Origin of the sequence: Rhizobium jaguaris (assembly GCF_003627755.1) — a bacterium.
GTDB lineage: Bacteria > Pseudomonadota > Alphaproteobacteria > Rhizobiales > Rhizobiaceae > Rhizobium > Rhizobium jaguaris.
Genome location: NZ_CP032695.1, coordinates 512,419 through 537,380, shown reverse-complemented (window position 1 = coordinate 537,380; position 24,962 = coordinate 512,419). Strand labels below are relative to the sequence as shown.

Genomic DNA, 24,962 nt, shown 5'->3' with positions numbered 1-24,962 from the left:
TTGGGCCGCTGTTTCCTGGGAGGAGAACATGCTGAAATTTCTGAGCGCAAGTGCTTTGGCACTGGTGTTGTCATCGCAAGCCCACGCCGCCGATCGCATCGGCGTTTCGATGGGGTACCTGACGACCAATTTCCAGACCCTGATCGCCAACGGGATGCAGGACTACGCCAAGACTAGAGGCTTGGACCTGCAGGTGGAGGACGCGTCCAACGACGTCAACAAACAGGTGGACCAAGTGCGGAACTTCGCAGCAGGCGGCGTATCGGCCATCATCGTCGATCCGGTGGATTCGGACGGCACTCCCGCGATGAGCAAGATTGCCGAAGAGGCCGGCATTCCGCTGATCTACGTCAATATCCAGCCGACCGATTTGTCGACGCTCGGCAAGAAGCAGGCTTTTGTGGGATCGAACGAGACCGAATCCGGAACGCTTCAGACCAAGGAAGTCTGTCGCGTGCTAGGGGGAAAGGGCGACGTCGTCATCATGATCGGCGATCTTTCCAGCCAGGCGGCGCGTCAGAGAACCCAGGACGTGCATGACGTGCTGAAGTCCAAGGACTGCGGTGGCATCAAGGTCGCACGGGAGCAGGTCGGTAACTGGAGCCGCGTTGATGGCGCCGACCTCGTCTCGAATTGGCTGACCTCCGGCTTGAAGTTCGATGCCGTCATCGCCAACAACGACGAGATGGCCCTCGGAGCCATCGCTGCGATCAAGAATGCGGGAGGCTCGACCGACAAGACGATTGTCGCGGGCATCGACGCCACGCCCGACGCGCTTCAGGCGATGAAAGCGGGCGACCTCAAGATCACTGTGTTCCAGGATGCGAAGGCGCAAGGGCGCGGCGCTGTCGACACCGCCGAGAAGGCCATCAAAGGCGAGCCGATCGACAAAGAAGTCTGGATCCCGTTCAAACTCGTGACGAACGAGAATATGGGCCAGTTCGAGCATCTCAATTAAGGTTCCGCGCCGCTAGTCGCGTCAGCCGAGCACGAAAAAAGGGGAGGCATAGGCCCCAGCCGCTAACTGATATGTAGAATATTTCCCGTCGCAAATACCTATCGCGAAGCGCCGACTTTTGCGAGTAGGTCTTGCGACGGGATTTTGTTGACGAGTTCAAAGCTGGCGATTGTCGCGAAATTAGGAATTGCGCGGCTACTGTCCTGCGCGCTTGACGCACGCCAAGCCAAAGCGACGGGGTACTTAGCCATTGCCAAATAGCCTGCAGTTAATCGAACGAGATCGAAATGGGCGTTAAGAACTATTTGATCGAAGGCGTTTCCGGGACTGGCAAGACCTCAGTCGCCACCGAACTGCAGCAACGCGGTTACCACGTCATCCATGGTGACCGTGAGCTGGCTTATCAAGGCGATCCCCAGACGGGTAAACCGCTCGATGGCTCTGCGCATAAGCAGAACATTCTGGATGTCGCCTTTGGGCATAAGCACCACCTTTGGGACGTCGACAAAGTCAAATCCCTGGTGGCCGATCGAAGCAACCCGATCTCCTTCTTCTGCGGCGGCTCAAGGAATTTCCATCACTTTATTGATCTGTTTGACGGGGTTTTCGTTCTCGACATCGATTTGGACACGTTAAAGAGGCGGCTTGCCAGAAGACCTGAAGACGAGTTTGGCGGAAAGCCAGCCGAACGAGACCTGGTTATGCGACTGCATGCGACGCAAGAAGACATCCCCAAGAACGCAACAACCGTTGACGCTACCGCGCCACTCGCCTCTGTTGTCGATGACATTCTATCGAAATGCGGAAAGACCGACTAACGGCGGCGCGCCGTAGTCTACTTCGATCGCGCTGGCCGGCGGCTCGGAACCGAGCACTTCGCCTTCCTTGCCACGCGTTTCTGCGCCGTGAGTAATTTTCATCAAATCTGTGCTGTCGTTCCGAGGCGGTGTCGGTGAGAATTGATTGCATAATTTCTGTCAATTGGGAGAGGACACCATGGACGACACACTCTACGGGTCGCGCGATAAACGCGGAGACTGGAAGCCCAACAAGCTGCTCAAATATCCTCCGGTATTCATCTGGCCCGCAAAGCCTGTCGCCTTCCTGAAATGGTTCTTCGGATATCCCGGCTATCTGCTGCCGTGGAACGTCCTCTACGCTGGCATCGGCACACTGCTGTGGCTTTATGCGACACCCTCAATGGAAATGATGAAGACCTTCGCGCCAGGTTGGATCGCATATCTTCTTCTGCGCAATGCCGTCCTCGTCTTTCTCTTCTTCGGCTTTTTCCATCTGCGTCTGTACATGCAGAAGGAACAGGGCACGAGCTTCAAATACAATGGCAAATGGCCATCGACGAACAATTCCGCCTTCCTGTTCGGCAACCAGACCGTCGACAACGTGATCTGGACGTTCGCGAGCGCCGTGCCCCTGTGGACAGCATTCGAGGTGCTGACCCTTTGGGCGTTTGCAAACGGGATCATTCCCTATGTCGATTTCGCTCAGCATCCCATCTATTGCGCCGTGGTCATGCTGTTGATCCCGGCGTTCCGAGACCTGCATTTTTATCTGATCCACCGCCTGATCCACTGGCCGCCGCTCTATCATACGGTTCACAAGCTGCATCATAACAACGTGAATCCCGGTCCGTGGTCGGGATTGGCCATGCATCCCGTCGAGCATCTTTTGTATTTTTCCGGCGTACTCATCCATTGGATCGTGCCGTCCAATCCGATCCACGCTGTTTTCCATCTGACGCATTTGGCCCTTGCGCCAGCGCCGGGACATGTCGGATTCGAAAAGATCGTGATCGGAGAAGACAGCGCCATCGATACCCACGCCTATGATCATTACCTTCATCACAAATTTTTCGAGTGCAATTATGCCGACGGCGTCATTCCGCTCGACAAATGGTTTGGCACCTTCCACGACGGCTCCAGGGAAGCGGAGGACCGTATGAACAAACGGTTCATGGAACGGGCGAAAAAGTACGCCGAAAAGCAGGCGCAGCGCTCGCAGGCCTCTGGCTGAGGCGCCAGCCGTCGTCCTCGACGAAAAACCGTGAACGCGACGCGTCCTACTACGGCATATCGATCTCCCCCCGCCGCCGGCCAACGGGCTGTAGACGGCGGGACATGCCGGAGCCTGTTCCCCTCCGTTGCAGGCTCCGGTCTTTTTCCGATCAGGCCGGCACGGAGAATTGTCCGATATTCTCGCTGGTGTAGGTCAGGAATGGAACCGGATCCTGGCTGACGGGAACGTCGATGATCCCCATCCTGTGAAGCACGGTATCCAGCGCGCGTCTGGCTTGCGTTTCAGGCGCCTGGTCGAGAACCAGCGTCATCAAACCGGTGGAAATGAAGCTCCGCGTTTCATCATTCAGTTCGTGCGCGATCCAGACGAGTTCGCCTCGCTTCCTTTCCCGATAGCGCTGTAGCACGGATCCTACGCCAAGATTTGCGCCCCCGGCATTGTAAATTCCGACGACGCCTGCTTGCCGGCGTAACGTTTCCGTCAGCATCTCGGCAGACCTCACGTCTTCGTCCAGGCCGAATATGACCTCCGAAAACAGATGATCCGGATTGTGATGGGCGGCAAGGTAGTCGGAGAAGCCGCGAATACGCTCCTTGTGAATCTGATAGGCCCAGCTATGACAGACGGCCACGATGCTTCCGGCCGTGTGTGCAAGCATCTTGGACATGTAAAAGCCAGCCGTTCGCCCCGCCGCATAGTTATCAATGCCTACGAATACATTGTCCTTTCCGGCGGTATACGAAACGATCTGGACCACCTCGATCCCGGCACAACGGGCCTGGCGCAGGCTCTCCCTGATTTTGGGATGATCGACCGCCACCACGATCATGCCGTGGCGGCGAATGGCGGTATTGGACACATGGGCCGCGAACTTCGCGGGATCATTCTCGTCGACGAAGGTCCGGTGCAGGGTTATCGAGCTGTCGAGCGACGCCGCAATGCATTCGAAAGCCCGGTTGAGCCTGGCGAAGAAGGGCGTCTCCGGTCTGACCATGATCACTTCGATGCGGATAGTGCCGCGATAGAGGTTTGGAATAAGTCCCTTGTATCCCAGCCGCTTTGCAGCAAGCACCACCTTCTCTGCTGTCTGGGGTTTTACGCTTCCGCGTTCATTGAGAACGCGTTCGACTGTGGCCAGGCCAACGCCTGCCGCCTGCGCGATATCGACCAAACGGGTTTTCTTCATTCCGCTCCTCCTGAGGAAAAATGATCATAATCGAACTGGAATGTGAAGGGCTACTTCCAGCATGCTCAGTTCTGCTCTGGGAGGAAAAAACCGAGTGCGATCAAGGAACATGCTCCACGGGGCGAAATGCCTCATGAGATACACCTTCCCCTCCCGCAGAGCTTTAGCGGTGGTCGCGAGTCACCGGACAGCCGTAGCCAGGAGAAGACAAATGACGACATGGATCGAAGCGTGTGGAGCCGACGACATTGACCAGGAGGACGTCGTTCGGTTCGACCATGAAGGCCGGACCTTTGCCATCTATCGAAGCCCTGATGACCAATATTTTGCGACGGACGGGCTTTGCAGCCACGAGAGGATTCACCTGGCCGACGGACTGGTAATGGATGACATTATCGAATGCCCGAAACATAACGGGCGGTTTAGTTACAAAACAGGCGAAGCCCGCGGCGCGCCGGTGTGCATCAACCTCAAGACATATCCAATCAAGGTGGACGGCGACCGCATCATGATCGGCCTCGGGTCATGAGTGATCGAGCCGGTATCATCATCGTCGGAGCCGGCGAATGCGGGGCGCGGGCAGCGCTCACGCTAAGGGAAAAGGGCTATGAGGAGCCGATCACGCTGATCGGTGAAGAATTTCAGCTGCCTTACGAGCGCCCTCCTCTCTCCAAGCAAGCGCTATTGGCCGATTCTGTTCCGCAGCCGCGTGCGGTCCTCAGCGAGGCCGCCATGGAGGAGCGCGCGATCCGGCATATTGCCGGAACCACGGCATCCGCCATCGACAAGACGATGAAGCACGTCCTTTTGGCGGATGCCCGCAGGCTGCCTTACGACAAGCTGCTCCTGACGACGGGGGCAGTCCCCAGGCGTTTGCCGAATGCCCCCGCCGGTCCGCGCGTACGGTACCTTCGAACGATCAACGATGCTCTGGCCCTTCGTCCTTGGATAGCTACGGGCATGCATGTCGCCGTGCTCGGTGGAGGCTTCATCGGCCTGGAGGTTGCCGCATCGGCGCGCAGCCGCGGCGCAGAAGTTACAGTTATCGAATCTCAGGAACGCGTTCTCCAGCGCGGCGTACCCGATGCTGTTGCCGAAGTCATAAATTCTCTGCATCGCCGTAACGGAGTTTCGGTGCGATGCGGCGTAACGGTTTCAGCGATCAATATTGATGACCAGAGCGTTAGCATCGATTTTCAGGATGGGGAACGGTTAGAGGCAGACGTCCTTGTTGTCGGGATCGGTGCTCAGCCGCGCACGGAGCTCGCCGAGCTGGCGGACATTGCGATCGACAACGGAATCGCGGTCAACGAATATCTCGAGACTTCGGTGAAAGACATCTATGCCGCCGGCGATTGCTGCTCGTTTCCGCATTCCTTGTACGATGGGCGCCGGCTTCGTCTCGAAGCATGGCGAAACGCGCAGGATCAGGGCATCGTTGCCGCTTTGAACATGCTTGGCTCAGCATGCAGCTATGATTGCGTGCCTTATTTCTGGTCGGACCAGTTTGACCACACCCTTCAGATTGCGGGCCTCGTAGGTGAGGGGCGCATGACGGTTCGAAGAGACATCGGTGACGACGCTTTCATCCTGTTCCATTTGGACGATGAACAGCGGCTTGTCGCCGCTAGCGGCATAGGGCCTGGCAACAAGATCGCCAAGGATATGAGACTGAGCGAAATGCTGATTGCGAAGCGGATAGCCCCGCCGATAGAAGCACTAGCCACAGGTGGGAACTTAAAGAGTTTGCTGCCCAGGGCAGGCTGATGATCGGTCATGCATCCGCGAAGATTAATTGGGTGGTGAATACGCCAGCGAATTTGTTCCGCCCGGATACCATGAAGCGATTGGTGGTCGTTTGGCCTGGCATTCCACCCTCACCCATCGAATTTGATCATCGCAGACGTTCCACCATGCACCACAGGGAACCGCCTTCGCGCTAGGGCGTTTCATAAGTTGTATCGGGTATCACCGGCATTCCGCCGACACGCCCGACTGGGAGAGAATGATGAAAACGCTGCTAGTCTCGATAGGCCTTTTGGCTGCTACCGCTCTTTCGGCTTTTGCCGCCGAGCCCGTCAAGATGGTCGATACGAAAATGGGTAAGATCATGACCACGGATAAGGGCATGACCCTATACATGTTCGACAAGGATACCAAAGGTAAATCAAACTGTGATGCGGCCTGCCTGAAGAAGTGGCCGGCCTTCCATGCCGCTGCCACAGCCAAGGCTGAAGGCGAGTGGTCGCTGGTCAAAGCCGCCGATGGTAAGGAGATGTGGGCCTATAGCGGCAAACCGCTCTACACATATTCCGGGGACAAAAAAGCCGGTGACATGAGCGGCGACGGCGTTGGCGGCGTTTGGCATGTGGCCAAGTGAATTTGACGTTTACATGCGGCGTTTGCCGCGTGCGCTTATCTAAGACGACAGCCATGAATCGTCGATCGAGGACGAGACCGGCTTAAGGCACGTTGGGGCGCTGGTGTCCCCACTTTCGGCAAGTCATCTATGCCACCGGCAAGCCGCTTGGTTTCGAGGCGGCTTGCCGGGGCCGGATGAAGAGTTGTTGGCAGCCGTGTTGCGCTCGCACCAACGAACGCAGGCGGATACTCAATACTAATTCGCCGCAACTCTTCGAGCGAGAGCCATCACATATTCATCTGCGATATCGGCCAAGGTCAAAGCGACCTCGGATTCCTTCCAGCCTGCGGCAACAGCCGTAAGCACGAATTCTCGAAATGCCTCAGCAAGGACCTCCTCGCGCTCGACAACGCGATATGGGTTATTCGCAGCATGCTGAGGGGCGCTGATTTGTATTGTCGGGCGGGTAGGTTCCATTGATGCGTCCCCTGAAGGTTGATTCATTGCATTTTCGTCTGCACTCGGTCTGTCATGCCAGCACCGCTTTTATGCTTCTTTTCTAAAAGGTTGCGCGTGACCTGTCGTTAGACACGCATCCTGAAATTTGCCGCAGCGTCCATTTCTGCAATTACAGACCCGAAATTCCCGCCCTTTGCGCCCTTCCATCCCGAGAGCTTGAGAGCACTTAAACCAAGCAGGTTTTCTCGAAATTCAGTCAATCGATTGACTTATTCAAAAATCGGTTGATTATGAGGGCATGAAACAAAGAAATGATGCAAGATCCGAGACCGCGCGCAGCGACGCCACGCGGGAAAAATTGCTCGAAAACGCCCTCGACGTTTTCGGTCGATATGGTTTTGACGGTGCTTCGACGCGCAAGATCACAAATGCGGCCGGCGTGAACCTTCAGGCGATCCCTTATTATTTCGGCAGCAAGGAAGGGCTTTACATCGCGACGGCCGAATATCTCGCCGACATGATTGGTCAGTATGTCAGCGGCATGCGGCAACGGATCGCGGAACAGATCGCAGCGCTCGATGCAGCGGGTGCGCCGCTCGACGAAGCGCAGGCTCGGCTCTTCTTGACCGAGATTGTCGAGACAATGGTCGTCCTTTTCGTCAGTAAGAGATCCGAAGCCTGGGCGCGTTTCATTATTCGCGAACAGATGGAGCCGACGGCGGCCTTCGAACGTGTCTATTCGGGCATCATGGGGCCGATGCTTGGCCTTGGGCGACGTCTTATCGGGGCGATCATCGCCGATGATCCTGCATCAGAAAATGTGCGCCTGCGTTGCCTGTCTTTCGTCGGCAGCCTGATGGTTTTCAGAATGGCCAATGCGGCGGTGCTCGCTCAGATGGAATGGGATGCCATCGGAGAGAAGGAGATCGTCAGATTGCAGCAGCATGCGCGCCGGCTTGTCGTCGCCCTCGGGCCGGCGAGAGGAGAAATATCGTGAACAGGATCATTCCGATTGCTGTCGTCGCCATCGTTGCCGCCGGCGCAGCCGCCTGGTGGTCTGACGCTCCGGCAAAACTCGGCTGGAATTGGCAGCAGCAACAAGAGTTCGTGCTCTACGGCAATGTGGATATCCGCCAGGTCTCGCTAGGGTTTCGCGTCAACGGCAAGCTCAGTGAGGTTCTTGTCGACGAGGGCGACGTGCTAAAAAGCGGCACGGTGCTCGCCCGGCTTGACGCGGAGCCCTATGATTATGCCGTCCGCTCGGCCGAGGCCAATGTGGCAGCGCTGCGCGCCACGCTCGACAAGCTCAAGGCAGGGCCGCGCCAGACGGAAATCGCGCAGGCGCGCGCCTCCTATGAAGAGCGGCTTGCCGATCTGGAAAACGCCAATTTGGCCTATGACCGCGCCAAGCAATTGCGGCCCCAGGGGAACATATCCGAAGCTAATATGGAGCAAGCGGCGGCGGCGCGGGCCATGGCCGCGGCGCGCGCAGATTCCGCCAATCAGGCGCTGAAGTTGCTGGAAGAAGGCAGCCGCGCCGAAGATATCGCTGCGGCGGAAGCACAGCTAAAAGCTGCCGAGGCAACGCTCGCGACCGCACGGACCTCGCTTGGCGATACTGAACTGCGTGCCCCGAATGACGGTGTGATCCTCTCGCGTGTGCATGAGCCAGGCTCGATCGTGGCGCCGACCGACCCGGTCTTTGTACTGTCGTTGACCGAGCCTGTCTGGGTGCGCGCCTATATCGCCGAACCGGATCTCGGCCGGATCCACCCCGGCATGAAGGTCAAGGCGACGTCGGACACCAAGCCGGACGAAGCCTATGACGGCACGATCGGCTTCATTTCGCCCGTTGCAGAATTCACGCCGAAATCCGTGGAGACGCCCGAATTGCGGACGGATCTCGTCTATCGGTTGCGGGTCACCATCGACAAGCCCGGGCCTGATCTGCGCCAGGGCATGCCGGTAACGCTCCACTTCCCGACATTGCAGGCGGCGGAAAAATGAGCGACGTGGGCGACAGAAACGGCGGCAACGACCTTGTCCGGTTCGAAGGGGTCACAAAGCGGTTTGACGTGGCAAAGCCGGCGCTTGACGCCATCACCGGCGCGGTCCGAGGTGGCGAGATAACCGGCCTCGTCGGTCCGGATGGCGCCGGCAAGACGACGCTTATCCGCCTGATGACGGGGCTGATGTTGCCGGAAAGCGGAACCGTGCAGGTTCTCGGCTTCGACACGCGCAAAGACCCCGCCGCGATTCAGGCGGGGATCGGCTATATGCCGCAGCGCTTCGGGCTCTACGAGGATCTGTCGGTTCAGGAAAATCTCGATCTCTATGCCGATCTGCGCGGGCTGCCCAGGCATGAAAGGGCCGCGACCTTCGACGAGTTGCTTGCCTTTACTGACCTCAAGCGCTTCACCAGCCGCCTCGCCGGCAAGCTTTCCGGCGGCATGAAGCAGAAGCTCGGCCTTGCCTGTGCGCTTCTCAAGAAACCGAAGCTGTTGCTGCTTGACGAGCCCGGTGTCGGCGTCGATCCCATTTCGCGGCGCGATCTCTGGAAAATGGTCGAAAACCTGACGGAGGAAGGCATCGGCGTGGTCTGGTCGACCGCCTATCTCGAAGAAGCCGAGGCCTGCGACCGCGTGTTCCTGCTGAGCGAAGGCAAATTGCTTTTTTCCGGTGAGCCGAAGGATCTGACCGCGCGAGCAGCCGGCCGCGTCTTTCGGGTCAGCGGCATCCCCGGAAGGCGTCGCCAGATGCTGACAAAACTCCTCGATGAAGACGGCGTGGTCGACGGTGTCATTCAAGGAGACGCAATAAGACTTGTCACGGTCAAAGACAGGGAAACCCGGTTTTCGGCGGCCGGAGATGCCGAAGTCACGGCTGCGGAGCCGCGTTTCGAAGATGCATTCATCGACATGCTGGGCGGCGGACCGGGCGGACGCTCGCGACTGGCCGAGACGCAGCGCAGCTTTACGGTCGAAGGCGAGAAACCCGTGATCGAGGCGCGTGCTTTGACCAAACGCTTCGGCGATTTCACCGCGGCCGACAACATTACCTTCGACATCCCGCGCGGACAGATCTTCGGATTGCTTGGCCCTAACGGCGCCGGTAAGTCGACGACGTTCAAGATGCTATGCGGCCTGCTGAAGCCGACGAACGGCGAGGGCCGGATTGCGGGTTTCGACCTGCGTCGCGACACCGCCGAGGCACGCAATCGTCTTGGCTATATGGCTCAGAAATTCTCGCTCTACGGCGATCTCAGCGTTTCCCAGAACCTGCAATTTTTCGCCGGTGTTTACGGCCTGCACGGTGCGCACAAGCGCGAGCGTGTCGACCTGATGACATCGATCTTCGATTTTCGTTCTCGGCAATCCATGTCGGCGAAGGTCCTGCCGCTCGGGCTGAAACAGAGGCTGGCGCTTGCCTGCGCGGTGATGCACGAGCCGGAGGTGCTCTTCCTTGACGAGCCGACTTCCGGCGTGGATCCGATCACGCGGCGGGAATTCTGGACCCATATCAATGGGCTCGTCGAAAAGGGCGTCACGGTCCTCGTCACCACGCATTTCATGGACGAGGCCGAATATTGCGATCGCATTTCGCTGATCTATCGCGGGCGCTCGATAGCACTAGGCTCGCCTGACGAGTTGAAGGCCAGGGTCGCCAATGCGGAAAACCCCGATCCGACGATGGAAGATGCCTTCATCGCCCTCATCCAGGCATCGGAGGAGGAAAGGATGGCTGCATGATGTCCCCTTCCCCGACGGCAACCGTTTCCTCACGGCGCGAGCGCGCGCGCCGCTTCGCCGCGCTAGTGCGCAAGGAGAGCTTTCAGATCATGCGTGATCCGAGCAGCATCCTGATTGCTTTCGTGCTGCCGATAATCCTGCTCTTCCTGTTCGGATATGGCGTTTCGCTCGATACCCAATTGACGCGCGTCGGCTTGGTCATGGAGGAGACGACGCCGCTTACCGCTGACCTCGCCGCCAGCTTCAGTGCATCGCGCTATTTTTCCGTCGTCAGCGGTCGCGACCGCCGGCAGTTCGAGGAGGATCTCGTCCTTTCACGCGTCCGCGGCATCATCGTAATACCGGCGAACTTCACGGCGAATTACATGGCGGGCGATCGCCCGCAGCTTCAGGTCATCGTCGACGGCTCCGATCCCAACACTGCCAACTTCGTCCAGAATTATGCCCAAGGCGCGGTCACCAACTGGCAGCGACAACGGCAGGCGGAAATGATGGGAGGCAATCCGGCCATCGCTGTCGAGCAACGCTTCTGGTTTAACCCGGAACTTACCAGCCGCTCCTTCCTCGTGCCCGGCTCCATTGCGATCGTCATGACGCTGGTGGGGACATTGCTGACATCGCTGGTGGTGGCGCGCGAATGGGAACGCGGCACCATGGAGGCGATGATGGCGACGCCTGTAACGGCGGCCGAACTGCTTGCCGGCAAGCTGCTGCCCTATTTCGTGCTCGGCTTGACCTCAATGACACTCTGCGTCCTGCTCGCCGTCTTCCTCTTCGGCGTCCCGTTCCGCGGCTCGGTCCTGGCGCTTTACGCCTTGTCGGCGGTCTTCCTGATGCCGGCGCTGGGTCAGGGTCTGTTGATCTCGGCTGTGACCAAGAACCAGTTTCTCGCCTCGCAGCTTGCGCTGATTTCTGCGTTCCTGCCGGCTTTTCTGCTTTCGGGTTTTCTCTTCGAAATCAACTCGATGCCCACTGTCATCCGGTGGATCACCTTCATCGTGCCGGCCCGATATTTTATTCCTAGCCTGCAGACGGTCTTTCTTGCCGGCGACATCTGGCCGATGTTCCTGCAAGCGATCGCCATCATGTTTGCCATGGGCTGCATCTTGTTCCTGCTTGCCGCGCGCAGCACAAAAAAGAGGATCGGGTAAGATGTGGTGGTCAAGGCTAAAGGCGCTCATCATCAAAGAGCTGCTGGCGGTGCTGCGGGATCCGAAGAGCCGCTTGATCTTGATCGGCCCACCGATCGTGCAGCTTCTGGTCTTTTCCTCCGCGGCAACTCTGGAGGTGCGCAACGTCGATATTGCGTTGCTGAATCGCGACAGCGGCCACTGGGCACAGGAACTTGTCCAGCGCATCGAAGGCACGCCGACTTTCCGAAGCATCTCGCAGGTACAAAATCTCACCGAAATACGCGAAGCGGTCGACCGGCAGCACGTCACCGCCGCCCTCGTCGTCGACCCGGATTTCTCACGCGATATCGAGGCAGGCAGGCCAGCCGGCCTGCAGATCATCCTCGACGGCCGACGTTCGAACGCCTCGCAGATCGTCGCCGGCTACCTCAACCAGATTGTGGCAACCCTTGCCGCCGAAACGCCAGCGGGGACGCACGCGGCTGCGAAATCCGTCGTCGTGGTGCCGCGCAATTGGTTCAATCCCAACTTGATCTTCCAGTGGTTCATGGTGCCGAACCTGATTGCCAGCATCGCGCTGCTCATCGGCCTCATCGTCACCGCGCTTTCCATTGCGCGTGAGCGGGAGCTCGGCACGTTCGATCAGCTCATGGTGTCGCCCTTGCGCACCCATGAAATCCTGATCGGCAAATTCATCCCGCCGATGATGATCGGCCTCTTTCACATGACGATCTATATTCTCGCGGCGGTCTTCATCTTCGGCGTGCCGCTGCGGGGCTCGCTGCTCCTGCTGTACGGTAGTTCGCTCTTCTATCTCGCTTCCGTCGCCGGTCTCGGCCTCTTCATTTCAGCGCTCTCCGCAACGCAGCAGCAGGCAATCCTCGGCGCCTTCCTTTTTCTGGTCCCCGCCATGCTGCTTTCAGGCTTCGCCACGCCGATCGAGAATATGCCGAGCTGGCTGCAGCCGCTGACCGTAATCAATCCCCTCCGCTATTTCCTGGTGATCGTCAAAGGCGTCTTTCTCAAGGACATCCCGCCTGCCGAGGTGCTCAATCAGACGTGGCCGCTCGTAGTGATCGCGGCGGTAACCCTCAGCACCGCGTCATGGCTATTCCGCCGCAGGCTTGAGTAGCCGGGGCGGGCGAATTAGAGGTCGACGCGGCGCATATGTTCGTCGGGATAGCGCGCACCTTGGACCTTGATGTTGGCAGCTTTGATTTCGGCAAGGTCCTCTCTCGTCAATTCGACCGCCAGGGAACCGATATTCTCGTCAAATCGCTCAAGTTTACGGGTCCCGAAGAGCGGAACGATCCACGGCTTCTGGACGAGCAGCCAGGCAAGTGCCACCTGTGCCGGAGTCACACCCCGCTTTTCGCCGATATGTCTGAGGAGATCGACGAGCTTCTGGTTGGCCTCCCGCGCATCCGGCGCAAAGCGCGGGATGCTGTTGCGCATATCCGACTTGTCCAGTTCCGTGCCGACATCGATCTTTCCGGTCAGGAATCCCTTGCCCAGCGGACTGAAGGGGACAAGGCCGATGCCGAGTTCCTCGAGCACCGGAATGATTTCGGCCTCGGGCTCGCGTGTCCATAAAGAATATTCGCTCTGGAGGGCGGCGACCGGCTGGACGGCGTGGGCGCGGCGGATCGAGCCGGCGCCTGCCTCCGACAAGCCGAACCAGCGGACCTTGCCCTGCGTAATCAGATCCTTCACGACGCCCGCAACGTCCTCCATCGGCACTTCCGGATCGACCCGGTGCTGATAGAGCAGATCGATGTGATCCGTCCTCAGGCGCCTCAGACTACCGTCGACGGCGCGGCGAATGTGATCGGGCTTGCTGTTAACCCCGCCATGATGGACGCCCGTATCTGGATCGATATCCCAGCCGAACTTGGTTGCGATTTTGACTTGGTCTCGCAGCGGTTCGAACGCCTCGCCGACCATCTCCTCATTGGTGAAAGGGCCATAGACTTCGGCCGTATCGAAGAAGTCCATTCCACGTTCGACTGCCGTGCGCATGAGGGCGATCATCTCAGCCCTGTCAGGCAATTCGCGCGCCTTGCCATATCCCATGGCGCCAAGTGAAAGCGCCGAGACCTCAAGGCCCTGTCCGAGTTTGCGTTTCTGCATAGCGATATCCTCCACCTCGGGATTCCGCGCCAATGCGAGCCTGCCTCGCTTGCGCAGCATGCCAAGATTAACGCATGATGCGTGACCACATCGAGTCCTAGCCGCGGCAATGAATTCAGAACCAGATATCGCAATCATAGGCGCCGGCGCAGCCGGCATCGGCGCCGCACGGCGCCTTGGCCAAACCGGGCTTTCCGTTTCAATCTTCGATGCCCTGCCGCGCCTTGGGGGCCGTGCCTGGACGTACAAGACATCCGTAGGGCCTCTCGATCTCGGCTGCGGCTGGCTGCACTCCGGCGATCGCAACCCATGGACACGTATCGCTGAAGAATCGGGATTTAAGGTCGACCGTGGCTTGACTGCCTGGGGCCGGCAATTTCGCAATCTTGGGTTCCCGAAAGCCGAACAGGAGGAGGCGCGACGTGCCTTCGCGCTATGGAGCAACCGAGTTGCGACGGCGCAGCTTGCCAGCGACAGAGCGGCGGACGCACTGGATCCCGACGGGCCTTGGACAGCCTATCTGCAGGCCCTGAGCGGGTATATCAGCGGCGATGAGCTTGAGCGCATTTCGGTGAAGGATTATGCGGCCTATGACGAAGTGTCGACCGATTGCAATTGGCGCGTACCCACCGGCTATGGTGCCCTGATTTCGGCAAGCCTGCCGGCCGGCATCGAACCTCATCTCTCCACCCCCGTGGAAGCGCTGACAACAAACGAGCGCCGCATCGTGCTCCAGACTGCAGGCGGGGCCGTGCGAGCCCGCACAGCCATTCTCACGGTTTCCACAAATGTTCTTGCCGGCAGCGCAATTTTGTTACCATCGGCGCTTGATCCATGGCGCGAGGCCGCAGCCCGCTTGCCGCTTGGCAACAACGAAAAGCTGTTCCTGGAGATTGTCGGCGATAGCCCCTTCGCGCCTGAAAGTCACGTTCTCGGCGATCCCCATGATCCGACGACCGGCACTTACTACATCCGCCCCTTCGGGTCACCGGTGATTGAATGCTTTCTCGGAGGAGCCGGTGCACGGGTCGCGGCCGCCGAAGGGCAACGTGCTGCGTTCGAGCGAGCGATAGGTCAACTTGCATCGCTTTTCGGCTCTTCCGTGCGCGATTGCCTTCGGCCACTCGTCGCTTCCGACTGGGCTCACACGCCATCGATCGGCGGTGGCTACAGCCACGCTTTGCCAGGTCATGCGGACGCTCGAGTTGCTTTAGCCCGGCCATTCGACAACCGGTTGTTCTTTGCAGGTGAAGCTACGCACACGAGCGATTTTTCGACTGCGCACGGTGGCTATGAAAGTGGTATTCGCGCCGCCGAGGAAGCGATTAACGCCCTCGCCAACGATTGCTGATTGCGGCATCCGGCTGGAAGTGTCTCGGGCGTTCAATCGCTTAGCTGTCTTTCAGTTTCTCACGCAGGAACTCGATAAACCTCTGCGCCTTCGCAGGAAGCAAGCGGGTCTCCGTCACCGCATACACCGACCCTGGTGATCCCTGCCAATCCGGAAGAATGTTTCGCAATTGTCCGCTGGCCACTTCTTCCGCGACGACGCGCTCGGGAAGGAAGGCGATGCCCATGCCAAACCCGGCCAGCCGCCGGATCATGGCGACGCTGTTGACCCTAAAACGACTCGTAGCCTTCGCCTCGAAGGTTTCCATGTCCGTAAACATCTTCCAGACGGGCGTCGTGTTCATCGTCAGACACTCATGTCTTTCGAGCTCCGAAGGGTGGACGGGGTCTCCGTTTGCCTCGAGATAGTTGGGCGACGCGTATAGCTTCGCAGACACACGCGTGATGACACGCACGATGAGATTGGATGTCTCTGGCGTCCCCATCCTGATGGCTAGATCGAACGGCTCTGCCACGAGATCGACATTGCGGGGCGTCAAATCCAAGTCGAAGCGAATGCCTGGATAGAGCGCTACGAATTCCGGAAGCAGCGGAGCGAGGTAGGTCGTCGCGAAATCTACCGGAAGCGACACACGCAGCACGCCACTTGGCTGGGCGACCATATTGCCGAGTTCTTCGTGCGCGAGCCGGGCCTCGTCCACGATTCGTTTGCATCGCTCATAGTAGAGCTGCCCGGCTTCCGTCAGTTCGATCTTGCGGGTCGTCCGATGCAGGAGCCGCAATCCAATTCCTTCTTCCAGTAGGCTGATCCGGCGCGACAATGTGGAGTTTGGCATGTCGAGCGCATCGGCCGCACGGCGGAAACTGCGCGTCTTCACCACTTCGACGAACAGTGCCATGTCGTTCAGATAATCCAACCAATTGCTCCATTGGTGAAATAATTATTTCCATTCACGTGAGCTTATCCCACAGGATGGACAAGATTATGTTTCTGTTCAACACACAGAAGGATTTTCGAAATGAGCGACATCTTCAGTCCCACGCGCCTCGGCCGGGCCCAGCTTTCAAACCGCCTGGTCATGGCACCCATGACCCGCTCCCGCGCCGAGCAGGACGGTTCGCCAGAAGAACTGGCCGCCGAGTATTATTCCCAGCGGGCGACCGTTGGCCTCATCGTCACCGAAGGGACGCAGCCGTCCGATGATGGGCAGGGATACCTGACGACGCCGGGCATTTACACGGACGCCCATGTTGCGGGCTGGAAAGCGGTCACCTCCGCCGTCCACGCCAAGGGCGGCCGCATCTACATCCAGCTCATGCATGCCGGGCGCATGTCACATCCCGACAACACGCCGCATCACCGTCAGGGCGTCGCCCCCTCCGCCATCGCGCCTGGCGCTCCGATGTTCACCGCCACGGGCATGAAGGATATCCCAACGCCGCGCGCGCTAACCACCGAGGAGGTCCGCCAGACCGTCCAGGACTTCCGCTTCGCCGCGCGCCGCGCAATCGAGGCCGGAGCAGACGGCGTCGAAATCCACGGGGCAAACGGCTATCTCGTTCAACAGTTCTTCGCCCCCAACGCCAATCTCCGGACGGACGAATATGGCGGCTCGATCCAGAACCGGGCGCGCGTCGCTATCGAGGTGGCCAGCGCGATCGCCGAGGAAATCGGTGCAGACCGCACCGCCATCCGTCTTTCGCCCGGCACCACCATTGGAGGCATCGACGAGGGTGCGGAAGGTCCCGCTCTCTACCGCTATCTCGTCGAGGAACTCGACAAGCTGGGTCTGGCCTATGTCCACGTCATGCACACTGGCAACGAAGCGCTGCTGGCCGACATTCGCAAGCTGTGGCACCATGCACTCATTCTGAACAGGCCCAGTCGCCCGCGCGGTGAAATCGGTACCGATATCGCATCGGGCCTCGCCGATCTGGAGGCCTATGGCCAGATGGTCCTCGCAAACCCGGATTTCATCGACCGCCTCAAGGCCAACGCCCCGATGAACGAGGCCGATCGGAGTACGTTCTTCGGCGGCAACGCGAAGGGCTACACGGATTATCCGGCACTGTCCGACGCTATGGCCGTGAAGGAAGCGGCGCAATAAAGCACAACAAATCGCTGGCATAACGTCGCGTCGATAAGAGGATGCTCGATCTCAAGCCACCAAGGGTGGCGGTCGTCGGCGGGACGGGTGGCATCGCCGCCCGTTCAGCCGGCATTCGGACTAGAACCAGCCCCGGCGCGATGACGCCGTTAGCCGCCAATCATCAGCTTGACGATTTCCTCGTGCGTGGTTTCGCTGATCTTGCGCTCTCCGGCAACGATGCCACGGCGAAGGACGATGATGCGGTCCGACACCGCGAAAATGTCCTGGAGATTGTGAGAGATGAAGATCACGCCACGACCTTGCGCCTTCAGCGACTTGATCAATGCCACCACCTTGCGCTGTTCCGGCACGCCGAGAGCTGCAGTCGGCTCGTCCATGATCAGGATCCTGGCGTTCCAATAGACCGCGCGGCCGATGGCGACCGCCTGACGTTGGCCGCCGGAAAAGTTGCTGACCGGCGCATCGAGCCTTTTCACGTGGAAGTCAAGCCGCGCCATCGTTTCGCGAGCCGCCTCTGCCATCGCCTTTCGGTCGAGGACGGGCAGAAAGCCGAAAAGCTTTTTCATGGGTTCGCGGCCGAGGAAGATATTGGCGCCGATCGTCAGATTGTCTGCAAGTGCAAGATCCTGGTAGATCGTCTCTATCCCTTTTTCCCGCGCATCCTGTGGCGAGGAGAAGGTGACAGGCTTTCCTTCGATCAGGATTTCACCCGCCGTTGGTGGATAAACGCCGGAGATCGCCTTGATCATCGTCGTCTTGCCCGCACCGTTGTCTCCCGCCAGCGCGACAACCTCGCCGGGGTGGACGGTCATGGAGCAATTGTCCAGGGCGCGTACAGCTCCGAAATACCGCGACAGATTCCGGACTTCGAGAAGGGGCATTTCGCTATTCATCCTGTTTTGCTCCGCTGAACCGGCGCTGTGCCTGATCGATGAGCACCGAGATGATGATGACGATGCCGACGGCGATGAACTGCCAGAAAGGCTCGACATTCATGAAAACCAAGCCGTACTGAATGACGGCGATGACCAGCGCCCCGGCGATGGTGCCCGTGATCGTGCCCGAACCGCCGAACAGGCTGGCACCGCCGATGACGACTGCGGCCACGCTATCGAGCAGCAGCGGTTCGCCGGCCTGGGCCGCGCCGGCCGTGAAGCGGGCGGCATAGAGCGCGCCACCGAGACCTGCACAGACCGCCGAGAGTATGTAGAGCCGCAGGAGGTGGGTTCTTATATCGATGCCGGCCCGTCGCGCGGCCTGTGCGTTGGCGCCGATCGCATAATTGTGCTGGCCAAAGCGTGTTTGGCTCAGCAGGTAATGCATGATGATAACAAAGACGATGGTGACAATAACGAGATAGGGCACGCCGTAAAAGCGGCCGTTACCAAGCTCGGCGAAATAGGAATTCTTGACGGGCACCGTCGTGCCGCCGGCGAGAAGAAATGCGGTGCCGCGGGCGACACCGAACATGCCGAGCGTGCCGATGAAGGGCGGGACCTTCAGGCGGGAAATCAGCAGGCCGTTGATGAGACCGGGCACGACGGCGGCAAGCATTGCGACGAGAATTCCGAGAAGCATTGCCACCGGCAGCGGCATATAAAGACCGGCGATATTGGTGACGTGCGCGGCAATGACCGCCGCGAAACCCATGATGAAGCCGGTCGAAAGGTCGATGCCGCCTGATATGATGACGAAGGTCTGGCCGATGGCAAGCAGGAGCGGCGCAACGGCAAAAACCGCAACCGATTGCCAGTTGAACGATGAGCCGATGAAGGTACCGCCGAAATCGATGCGCGCCCAGATCTCGAAAATCACGATCAGCGCGGCAAGGAAAAGCCACGCACGCAATTGTGCGATGCGGTTGACAATGGTCTTTGCCTGATCGCCGTGGTCTGCCTGTGGCGCCACATGTTGCTGGTCCGTTTTGCGGGCCTCAATATTGTCGATTGTCATGTATCAACCCGAACCAGAGCGAGGACAGACAGAAGTCGCCCCGCTCGTTCTCTCTACTGTGGTCAAAGATGCGCCTCGCCCATCGAGCGGGGCGCCAGACTCCATCCGATCAATCGGAGTAGATGAATTTCGCGACGTTCTTGTCGGTGACATTCGACTTGTCGATGACCGTAAAGCCGGTACCGATGGCAGTCGGAATAGAGTTGCCGGTCAGATGCGCATAGGCTGCCATCACGCCGAAATAGCCGATTTCCGACGGATGCTGGGCAATCGCAAGATCGACAAGACCGGAATTGATGTTGTCGACGATCGATGTCGGCGCATCGAAGGCGACGACGCGGATCTTGCCCGTCTGACCCGCCTGCTGCACACCGTTCGCAGCGCCGAGAGCGGAAAACAGATTGGCTCCGAAAACGCCATCGAGATCCGAATTGCGGGCATAGACTGCCTGCAGTTGGGATGCCGCCTTGTTGGCGTCATCGTCATTGTACTGCGTTTCCAGAACGGTGATGTTCGGATATTTCTTCATCTCGTCCTTGAAACCCTGCTCGCGCTGGTCAGTGGTCGAGATACCGGGCTTCACGTTTGAAACGTAGACTTTGCCTTTTTCGCCGATGGCCTTTGCAAGCGCGCGTGCAGCGATCGCGCCCCCGAGCAGATTGTCCGAGGCAATATAGGAAAGCGGGAAATCGGCATCGCCTTTGCCGGTTTGGTAGACACCCGTGCCGATGAACGTATCGACGGTGATGACCGGAATGCCTGCATCCGCAGCCTTCTTCAGGGGCTGGATAAGCTGATCCTTGTCGGTCGGCGCAATCAGGATCGCATCAGGCTTCTTCGCAATGATAGCGTCGAGAACCGGAACCTGCGTGACCGGATTGAAGTCAGGCGCCCCTTGGAACACAAGCTCCGCACCTACGGCCTTGGCAGCCGCTTCGGCACCCTTGCGCATGGTGATGTAGAAGGCGTCTGTAGTCAGGCCTGGAATCAAGGCGATGGTGAATTTCTTGTCTTGTGCCTTGACGCTTCCGGCAACAGCCGACACGCCAGTGGCAAGTGTTGCCACAGCGGTGGCTTTTAGAAATGAGCGACGCTCCATAGTTTCCTCCTCTTGAAACCGAACCTCCCCTGTCCGGCAGAACGGATAATCAGCGGCTTATAGCGGGCCGTCAAGTAATTTTTTTCTGTAACGAATTTCCGGTATCTATTTGAAATAACTCGACAATCAGCGCGATCGCCGACGCTCCGCACCCTGCGCGCCGATGGAGTGCCGCGCCGCGGTTTGAAGTCAGGTCAAGCTTTATCGTCCGCCGGGACGGCGGCTACTTTCATGCCTGGTCAAATACCTTTGAAATCCAGGCCGTCACATTCGCCATGTCGGGTTCCTTTGTCTGATCGACTGTCATCACTGCACCACATCCCATGGGTTCTGCGCGATCGGCGAGCGCCACCAGTTCCGGAACATATTCGGCCCCCGGATGGCCTGGCAGCCTGTTCTTCAGACGACTGGCATATCGTTCTCCGGCTATGACGCCAGGGATCTTGCACCAAAGCTCGGCGACGCGATCGACACCAGCATTTTTGATATAGGCTTCGAGCACGGCTTTTGGCTGAAACCCAAACCATGCATCGACGATGAATGTCGATCCGGCCGGCGCCTCACGAATAAACGACCAGATCGCCTGGTAGCTTGCTTTTCCCAATGTCCGGTTGAAATCCCGGTCCACGCCGCCGATGTGCTCCAAGAAGGGGTTCTTGATACCATCGAGGGAAAGGACCGGCCATCCGGTCCCCTGCGACAACAATTTTGCGAGACGGCTTTTTCCCGATGCCGGCACGCCGTTGACGAGCACAACGCGCTTTTCGGCAGAGCTGTCGGAGCCCGCGAATGTCGAAAGGCCCGCCCCAATCACCCCGGCGTCATCTCCGAGTTTCGCCGGCACTATCGTTGGCCGAAACCACGGTGCTATCGCCGGAAGATCGGCGAGCGCTCGCGTCGCGTCGGAACCGAGGCCACCTCCCAATACAATGATTTCCGGATCCATCGTTGCTGCGATGTTGTCGAGCGCCATACGCAAAGGGCACGCCCATGCCTGCAACACCGCCCCGGCGGCCGCATTTCCGCGCGAGGCCATTTCAAACACCTCACCAACGGATACGGCCGGGAGCCCGGCTGCTTTCATATGCCGGCGCAACGCCGTTCCCGAGCTGAAGGTCTCCACGCAGCCACGTCTTCCACACGCGCATAACGGACCGTCCTGCAGCACGGAGATATGGCCGAGCTGCCCGGCCGTCATATGGCCGTGATAAATTCGGCCGTTATTGGCAACCGCGCCGCCAATACCTGTTCCTATGGTCAGCATCGCGACGCTTTGGTAACCCCTGGCAGCACCGATGCTCATTTCGGCTATGAGCGCCATGCTGCAATCGTTATCGAGGACAATCTTCTTGCCGAGACCGGCCTCCAGCCGATCGGCGAAATCAATGCCGGCCAGGTTTAGGATGCCGCCGGATAGAACCGTGCGATTTGCGATGTCGACGCGGCCGGGGATGCCAACGCCGATCCCGTCAATTCCAGCCACGTCGAATTGCGTCACCATTGCCCTGACGCGCTCGACAACCTGCAAGGGATCGGTCGGAGTTTGTTCCGATAGCTTGCTGAGAAGCTCGCCTCGACTGGAGACGAGCGCGGCACGGATGTTCGTACCGCCAATATCCACGCCAATGGCTATGTCAGGCATCTGCTTTCTGTCCCTGGTCAATACCTTCGGACTTAACGCCTTTGAAATGGGCTGATATCACCGCTTGAATTTCGCGAAGCCGCGGAACCGCCACCGACTGCAATCGGTCCTTCGTCACGGAACGGTCGAGCGAAATGCAGTCTTTCCATAGTGACCGGCCTGCGATGACGCCGGATGCTCCATTGCGCATGGCATCTTCAACCTGCTTCAGGAACGTCGAGTGGTCGACGCCGGCGGACAAAACCGCCCACGGCACGTCTCCTGCAAGCCTCGTGACTTCCGCGCAGGCCTCGGCAGTTCCAGGATAGGGAATCTTCAGCACCTTCGCGCCGCAATCCAGGCAAATCCTGCTTCCTCCGATGACCAGCGACGGCAGCATTGTCTTATACTCCGCCTCGTCTTCGTCATCAAATCTGTAGGTCAGGAACTCGACGACGAGCAGCAGGTCCTCGCGTGCAAAGTCGTCGATGCACTGGCGCAGGATTTTGATGTTGTGAGTATTCGCCTCTTCCCTGTCTGAGCGGAGATAGACCATGATCTTGCCGCCGGTGGCGCCGAGTTGGCGGACGCTGCGGGCCGATATGCCGGGAACCAGCTTGGATAGGCGATATCCTTCCGGCGACGTATCCCATCCTGACGCATCCAGGCCGATCAGAAGCGCTGTATCACGTTGGATGATGCGGTCATCGACCAAAGCCGGAACAGCACAGATCGGATCGACCAGCACACAGGATGCCTGGCTTGCCAGAAATCTGGCGATGTCAGCCTTCGTGTCGCCGAGCGTCTTGTCGGAGATAGCTGCTTGCGCCTCCGGATCCTTTGCAAGCAAACTGCGCATGCCGCCGCGTTGATCGCAGGCGATAACCATCATTGCTCCGTCATTACCGCAAATCTGCTGGTAACCTCGCATTTCGGCTGTCGTCAATCTGGACATCTAATCCTCCCTTTAGGGCGCTCGAAACAAGATGCTGAAGGCCAATCCCACCCCGGGTTCCCAAGGGATGGCCAATGAACATTGAGATCCCTCATGCGCCGCATAATCGTTGCGAAATCGGCTGTTTTGAGCGATAACTCCTTCACACGCCGCACATGTAACACATTGCAGAAAGGAATTTCAACCTGAATCCGTCTCAGTCGCAAGAGGCTGCAACAAATCGTGCCTTGCTGCATATGGTTGCAAAGCTGCATTACGAGTCCGACATGTCGCAGGTCGACATCGCTAAAAAGCTGGGACTATCAACGGCTACGGTTTCGCGATTGCTCCAAAAAGCCCGCTCGGCAGGGATCGTTCGGATCGAGGTGATCGATCTCTCCCCGTCGGAGGATTTGAGTGCGGCGCTGGTTGACGGCCTGAAATTGCGTACGGCAGCCGTAATCGACACCCCGTCGTCCAATGTCCTCGCTGCGCTTGCTCCGCCGGTCGGGTCCATGCTCCAACAAGCGGGCCTGCGATCGGGTTCGACACTTGGCATCGGCTGGGGACGTGCCGTTCGGGAAGTTACGCTTGCGGGCTTGCCGCGGTTGCCCGGCATCGTGACTACCGCCCTCAACGGCGGAATGCAGCAGGCAGCGCCGCATTTCCAAATCAACGAATTCGTGCGCCTGGCAGCAGAGCAAATGGGCGGTATCCCGCATTTCCTGCACGCCCCCTACATTTCGTCATCGGAACTGCGCGATGCTTTCCTCGCCGATCCCACCGTGCAGCAGGTGACCTCGCTCTGGGACAAGCTGGACGCCGCGATCGTTGGTGTAGGTCTGACACACGCTGCAAATCCGTCCGAAGCGACGGCAGCGCTTCCGGGAGAGAAAGCCCTAAGCCATGCCGCGGGCGATGTTCTGCGCCACTATGTGACTGAGGCCGGCGAAATCCTTCATTGGGATGGTGAGGAGCGTATGATCGCCGCGTCTCCGCAGCAATTGCGGCAGGTTCCCTTGTGCATCGCGGTCGCCGCAACGCCAGCCAAGGCGGCCGGCATCATCGGCGCAGCCCGGTCAGGCATGATCAATGCCCTTGTAACGGACGCCAACACGGCGCAGGCCGTTCTCGATCGCCTGTCCGCCCACAAGAGCGAGGAAACATCGTGACGACCCCGCTGTCAGGGGGGTTCGATCGGTCACGCACTGATTTCTACCCCGACCGATCCTTCGGCGCCTTCCTGTTCGACATGGATGGAACTGTCTTGAATTCGATCGCGGTGGCCGAGCGGGTTTGGACGGCATGGGCTTTGCGGCACAACGTCGATGTCGAGAGCTTGCTGGCGACGGTTCACGGGAGAAAGGCAGCCGAAACCATCTCGCGGCTTGGGCTGCCTGGGATCGATCCGGCCGAAGAAATGCGGCTTCTCACATTGGCCGAAATCGCTGACGTGGCAGGCATCGAGCCTATAGCAGGAGCGGGCCGCTTCCTGGAGGCTTTGCCCAGGGACCGCTGGGCGATCGTAACATCGGCGCCGCGAGACCTGGCGGTTGTCCGCCTCAAAGCCGCGGGCCTTCCCTGGCCGCCACTCTTGATTGCCGGCGAGGATGTTGAGAACGGCAAACCGGCACCGGACTGCTTTTTATTGGCCGCCGAGAGATTGGACCAGCCGATAGAGGAATGTCTTGTCTTCGAGGATGCTCCAGCGGGAATAGAAGCCGCGGAAGCGGCTGGCGCTGCGGTGATAGTGATCAGTGCGACCCATCGGACCCTGCTGCAGACGCCGCATCCGAGCGTTGCGGACTATGATGACATCGTCGCAGACATCACGCGTGCCGGGTCCCTTCAGATCTTGTGGAAGCGGCGTTAGGTTTGCTCAT

Annotated in this window: 24 protein-coding genes; 15 read left to right on the top strand and 9 right to left on the bottom strand. The window is 59.1% G+C overall.

Going from position 1 to position 24,962, the window contains the following annotated elements:
- The first annotated feature begins 28 nt into the window (after positions 1 to 28).
- The 3 genes from CCGE525_RS24635 to CCGE525_RS24625 all read left to right on the top strand — a co-directional run bounded on the left by CCGE525_RS24635 (position 29) and on the right by CCGE525_RS24625 (position 2,989).
- Positions 29 to 958, top strand: coding sequence for a sugar ABC transporter substrate-binding protein (locus CCGE525_RS24635; protein ID WP_120706979.1), 930 nt, complete (start codon positions 29 to 31; stop codon positions 956 to 958).
- 287 nt (positions 959 to 1,245) lie between these two features.
- The gene (locus CCGE525_RS24630) at positions 1,246 to 1,776 is read left to right on the top strand and encodes a nucleoside/nucleotide kinase family protein (protein WP_120706978.1); all 531 of its coding nucleotides are present in this window, start codon (positions 1,246 to 1,248) and stop codon (positions 1,774 to 1,776) included.
- Between the two features lie 178 nt (positions 1,777 to 1,954).
- Positions 1,955 to 2,989, top strand: a complete 1,035-nt coding sequence (locus tag CCGE525_RS24625; protein WP_120706977.1) for a sterol desaturase family protein — start codon at positions 1,955 to 1,957, stop codon at positions 2,987 to 2,989.
- Between the two features lie 151 nt (positions 2,990 to 3,140).
- Here CCGE525_RS24625 and CCGE525_RS24620 read toward each other — a convergent pair whose 3' ends face one another.
- Positions 3,141 to 4,178 carry a LacI family DNA-binding transcriptional regulator gene (locus tag CCGE525_RS24620; protein WP_120706976.1) on the bottom strand — a complete coding sequence of 346 codons (1,038 nt, stop codon included), beginning with the start codon at positions 4,176 to 4,178 and terminating at the stop codon, positions 3,141 to 3,143.
- 211 nt (positions 4,179 to 4,389) lie between these two features.
- Here CCGE525_RS24620 and CCGE525_RS24615 point away from each other — a divergent pair, with 211 nt between their 5' ends.
- The 3 genes from CCGE525_RS24615 to CCGE525_RS24605 all read left to right on the top strand — a co-directional run bounded on the left by CCGE525_RS24615 (position 4,390) and on the right by CCGE525_RS24605 (position 6,558).
- On the top strand, positions 4,390 to 4,707 hold the full coding sequence (locus tag CCGE525_RS24615; RefSeq protein ID WP_120706975.1) for a MocE family 2Fe-2S type ferredoxin: 318 nt from the start codon (positions 4,390 to 4,392) through the stop codon (positions 4,705 to 4,707).
- On the top strand, positions 4,704 to 5,945 hold the full coding sequence (locus CCGE525_RS24610) for an NAD(P)/FAD-dependent oxidoreductase (protein WP_120706974.1): 1,242 nt from the start codon (positions 4,704 to 4,706) through the stop codon (positions 5,943 to 5,945). The genes CCGE525_RS24615 and CCGE525_RS24610 overlap by 4 nt, the downstream gene beginning before the upstream one ends.
- A 241-nt stretch (positions 5,946 to 6,186) precedes the next feature.
- On the top strand, positions 6,187 to 6,558 hold the full coding sequence (locus CCGE525_RS24605; protein WP_120706973.1) for a COG4315 family predicted lipoprotein: 372 nt from the start codon (positions 6,187 to 6,189) through the stop codon (positions 6,556 to 6,558).
- Between the two features lie 237 nt (positions 6,559 to 6,795).
- Here CCGE525_RS24605 and CCGE525_RS39090 read toward each other — a convergent pair whose 3' ends face one another.
- Positions 6,796 to 7,017, bottom strand: a complete 222-nt coding sequence (locus CCGE525_RS39090; RefSeq protein WP_120708606.1) for a hypothetical protein — start codon at positions 7,015 to 7,017, stop codon at positions 6,796 to 6,798.
- Between the two features lie 280 nt (positions 7,018 to 7,297).
- On the opposite strand from CCGE525_RS39090, the gene CCGE525_RS24595 reads away from it, so the two are divergent.
- The 5 genes from CCGE525_RS24595 to CCGE525_RS24575 are packed head-to-tail and all read left to right on the top strand — an operon-like array spanning position 7,298 to position 13,013.
- Positions 7,298 to 7,996 carry a CerR family C-terminal domain-containing protein gene (locus CCGE525_RS24595; RefSeq protein WP_120706972.1) on the top strand — a complete coding sequence of 233 codons (699 nt, stop codon included), beginning with the start codon at positions 7,298 to 7,300 and terminating at the stop codon, positions 7,994 to 7,996.
- Positions 7,993 to 9,006, top strand: coding sequence for a secretion protein HlyD (hlyD, locus tag CCGE525_RS24590; protein WP_120706971.1), 1,014 nt, complete (start codon positions 7,993 to 7,995; stop codon positions 9,004 to 9,006). The genes CCGE525_RS24595 and hlyD overlap by 4 nt, the downstream gene beginning before the upstream one ends.
- The gene (locus CCGE525_RS24585; RefSeq protein WP_120706970.1) at positions 9,003 to 10,748 is read left to right on the top strand and encodes an ATP-binding cassette domain-containing protein; all 1,746 of its coding nucleotides are present in this window, start codon (positions 9,003 to 9,005) and stop codon (positions 10,746 to 10,748) included. The genes hlyD and CCGE525_RS24585 overlap by 4 nt, the downstream gene beginning before the upstream one ends.
- Complete coding sequence (locus CCGE525_RS24580; protein WP_120708605.1) at positions 10,748 to 11,899, top strand: ABC transporter permease; 1,152 nt, start codon at positions 10,748 to 10,750, stop codon at positions 11,897 to 11,899. The genes CCGE525_RS24585 and CCGE525_RS24580 overlap by 1 nt, the downstream gene beginning before the upstream one ends.
- A 1-nt stretch (position 11,900) precedes the next feature.
- Positions 11,901 to 13,013, top strand: a complete 1,113-nt coding sequence (locus tag CCGE525_RS24575) for an ABC transporter permease (protein WP_120706969.1) — start codon at positions 11,901 to 11,903, stop codon at positions 13,011 to 13,013.
- A gap of 14 nt (positions 13,014 to 13,027) precedes the next feature.
- Here the strand turns inward: CCGE525_RS24575 and CCGE525_RS24570 are convergent, their stop codons facing one another.
- Positions 13,028 to 14,011 (bottom strand): aldo/keto reductase, encoded by a 984-nt coding sequence (locus CCGE525_RS24570; protein ID WP_120706968.1) that lies wholly within the window; start codon positions 14,009 to 14,011, stop codon positions 13,028 to 13,030.
- A gap of 109 nt (positions 14,012 to 14,120) precedes the next feature.
- On the opposite strand from CCGE525_RS24570, the gene CCGE525_RS24565 reads away from it, so the two are divergent.
- Positions 14,121 to 15,362: a flavin monoamine oxidase family protein gene (locus tag CCGE525_RS24565; protein WP_120706967.1), complete on the top strand. Its 1,242-nt coding sequence runs from the start codon at positions 14,121 to 14,123 to the stop codon at positions 15,360 to 15,362.
- A gap of 40 nt (positions 15,363 to 15,402) precedes the next feature.
- Here the strand turns inward: CCGE525_RS24565 and CCGE525_RS24560 are convergent, their stop codons facing one another.
- The gene (locus CCGE525_RS24560; protein ID WP_120706966.1) at positions 15,403 to 16,278 is read right to left on the bottom strand and encodes a LysR family transcriptional regulator; all 876 of its coding nucleotides are present in this window, start codon (positions 16,276 to 16,278) and stop codon (positions 15,403 to 15,405) included.
- Positions 16,279 to 16,380: 102 nt separating this feature from the next.
- Here CCGE525_RS24560 and CCGE525_RS24555 point away from each other — a divergent pair, with 102 nt between their 5' ends.
- Positions 16,381 to 17,469 (top strand): alkene reductase, encoded by a 1,089-nt coding sequence (locus CCGE525_RS24555; RefSeq protein WP_120706965.1) that lies wholly within the window; start codon positions 16,381 to 16,383, stop codon positions 17,467 to 17,469.
- A gap of 149 nt (positions 17,470 to 17,618) precedes the next feature.
- Here the strand turns inward: CCGE525_RS24555 and CCGE525_RS24550 are convergent, their stop codons facing one another.
- The 5 genes from CCGE525_RS24550 to CCGE525_RS24530 all read right to left on the bottom strand — a co-directional run bounded on the left by CCGE525_RS24550 (position 17,619) and on the right by CCGE525_RS24530 (position 23,100).
- On the bottom strand, positions 17,619 to 18,365 hold the full coding sequence (locus CCGE525_RS24550; RefSeq protein WP_120706964.1) for an ATP-binding cassette domain-containing protein: 747 nt from the start codon (positions 18,363 to 18,365) through the stop codon (positions 17,619 to 17,621).
- A complete protein-coding gene (locus tag CCGE525_RS24545) occupies positions 18,358 to 19,425 on the bottom strand; it encodes an ABC transporter permease subunit (protein WP_120706963.1) in 1,068 nt (355 codons plus the stop codon). Before CCGE525_RS24545 ends, CCGE525_RS24550 begins: the two co-directional genes overlap by 8 nt.
- Before the next feature lie 109 nt (positions 19,426 to 19,534).
- Positions 19,535 to 20,524, bottom strand: coding sequence for a substrate-binding domain-containing protein (locus CCGE525_RS24540; RefSeq protein ID WP_120706962.1), 990 nt, complete (start codon positions 20,522 to 20,524; stop codon positions 19,535 to 19,537).
- Between the two features lie 229 nt (positions 20,525 to 20,753).
- Positions 20,754 to 22,166: an ROK family protein gene (locus tag CCGE525_RS24535; protein WP_120706961.1), complete on the bottom strand. Its 1,413-nt coding sequence runs from the start codon at positions 22,164 to 22,166 to the stop codon at positions 20,754 to 20,756.
- A complete protein-coding gene (locus tag CCGE525_RS24530) occupies positions 22,159 to 23,100 on the bottom strand; it encodes a tagatose-bisphosphate aldolase (protein WP_120706960.1) in 942 nt (313 codons plus the stop codon). Before CCGE525_RS24530 ends, CCGE525_RS24535 begins: the two co-directional genes overlap by 8 nt.
- Positions 23,101 to 23,336: 236 nt before the next feature.
- On the opposite strand from CCGE525_RS24530, the gene CCGE525_RS24525 reads away from it, so the two are divergent.
- The gene (locus CCGE525_RS24525) at positions 23,337 to 24,251 is read left to right on the top strand and encodes a sugar-binding transcriptional regulator (RefSeq protein ID WP_120706959.1); all 915 of its coding nucleotides are present in this window, start codon (positions 23,337 to 23,339) and stop codon (positions 24,249 to 24,251) included.
- Positions 24,248 to 24,952: an HAD-IA family hydrolase gene (locus tag CCGE525_RS24520; RefSeq protein WP_281024678.1), complete on the top strand. Its 705-nt coding sequence runs from the start codon at positions 24,248 to 24,250 to the stop codon at positions 24,950 to 24,952. Before CCGE525_RS24525 ends, CCGE525_RS24520 begins: the two co-directional genes overlap by 4 nt.
- Positions 24,953 to 24,962 lie beyond the last annotated feature (10 nt).

Coding starts and splice junctions, on each gene's coding strand:
- CCGE525_RS24630 (WP_120706978.1), top strand. CDS start 1,246: ATGGGCGTTAAGAACTATTTGATCGAAGGCGTTTCCGGGACTGGCAAG.
- CCGE525_RS24535 (WP_120706961.1), bottom strand. CDS start 22,166: ATGCCTGACATAGCCATTGGCGTGGATATTGGCGGTACGAACATCCGT.
- CCGE525_RS24605 (WP_120706973.1), top strand. CDS start 6,187: ATGAAAACGCTGCTAGTCTCGATAGGCCTTTTGGCTGCTACCGCTCTT.
- CCGE525_RS24610 (WP_120706974.1), top strand. CDS start 4,704: ATGAGTGATCGAGCCGGTATCATCATCGTCGGAGCCGGCGAATGCGGG.
- CCGE525_RS24565 (WP_120706967.1), top strand. CDS start 14,121: ATGAATTCAGAACCAGATATCGCAATCATAGGCGCCGGCGCAGCCGGC.
- CCGE525_RS24635 (WP_120706979.1), top strand. CDS start 29: ATGCTGAAATTTCTGAGCGCAAGTGCTTTGGCACTGGTGTTGTCATCG.
- CCGE525_RS24595 (WP_120706972.1), top strand. CDS start 7,298: ATGAAACAAAGAAATGATGCAAGATCCGAGACCGCGCGCAGCGACGCC.
- CCGE525_RS39090 (WP_120708606.1), bottom strand. CDS start 7,017: ATGGAACCTACCCGCCCGACAATACAAATCAGCGCCCCTCAGCATGCT.
- CCGE525_RS24580 (WP_120708605.1), top strand. CDS start 10,748: ATGTCCCCTTCCCCGACGGCAACCGTTTCCTCACGGCGCGAGCGCGCG.
- CCGE525_RS24575 (WP_120706969.1), top strand. CDS start 11,901: ATGTGGTGGTCAAGGCTAAAGGCGCTCATCATCAAAGAGCTGCTGGCG.
- CCGE525_RS24540 (WP_120706962.1), bottom strand. CDS start 20,524: ATGGAGCGTCGCTCATTTCTAAAAGCCACCGCTGTGGCAACACTTGCC.
- CCGE525_RS24530 (WP_120706960.1), bottom strand. CDS start 23,100: ATGTCCAGATTGACGACAGCCGAAATGCGAGGTTACCAGCAGATTTGC.
- CCGE525_RS24570 (WP_120706968.1), bottom strand. CDS start 14,011: ATGCAGAAACGCAAACTCGGACAGGGCCTTGAGGTCTCGGCGCTTTCA.
- CCGE525_RS24615 (WP_120706975.1), top strand. CDS start 4,390: ATGACGACATGGATCGAAGCGTGTGGAGCCGACGACATTGACCAGGAG.
- CCGE525_RS24585 (WP_120706970.1), top strand. CDS start 9,003: ATGAGCGACGTGGGCGACAGAAACGGCGGCAACGACCTTGTCCGGTTC.
- CCGE525_RS24620 (WP_120706976.1), bottom strand. CDS start 4,178: ATGAAGAAAACCCGTTTGGTCGATATCGCGCAGGCGGCAGGCGTTGGC.
- CCGE525_RS24625 (WP_120706977.1), top strand. CDS start 1,955: ATGGACGACACACTCTACGGGTCGCGCGATAAACGCGGAGACTGGAAG.
- CCGE525_RS24545 (WP_120706963.1), bottom strand. CDS start 19,425: ATGACAATCGACAATATTGAGGCCCGCAAAACGGACCAGCAACATGTG.
- CCGE525_RS24550 (WP_120706964.1), bottom strand. CDS start 18,365: ATGAATAGCGAAATGCCCCTTCTCGAAGTCCGGAATCTGTCGCGGTAT.
- CCGE525_RS24555 (WP_120706965.1), top strand. CDS start 16,381: ATGAGCGACATCTTCAGTCCCACGCGCCTCGGCCGGGCCCAGCTTTCA.
- CCGE525_RS24525 (WP_120706959.1), top strand. CDS start 23,337: ATGGTTGCAAAGCTGCATTACGAGTCCGACATGTCGCAGGTCGACATC.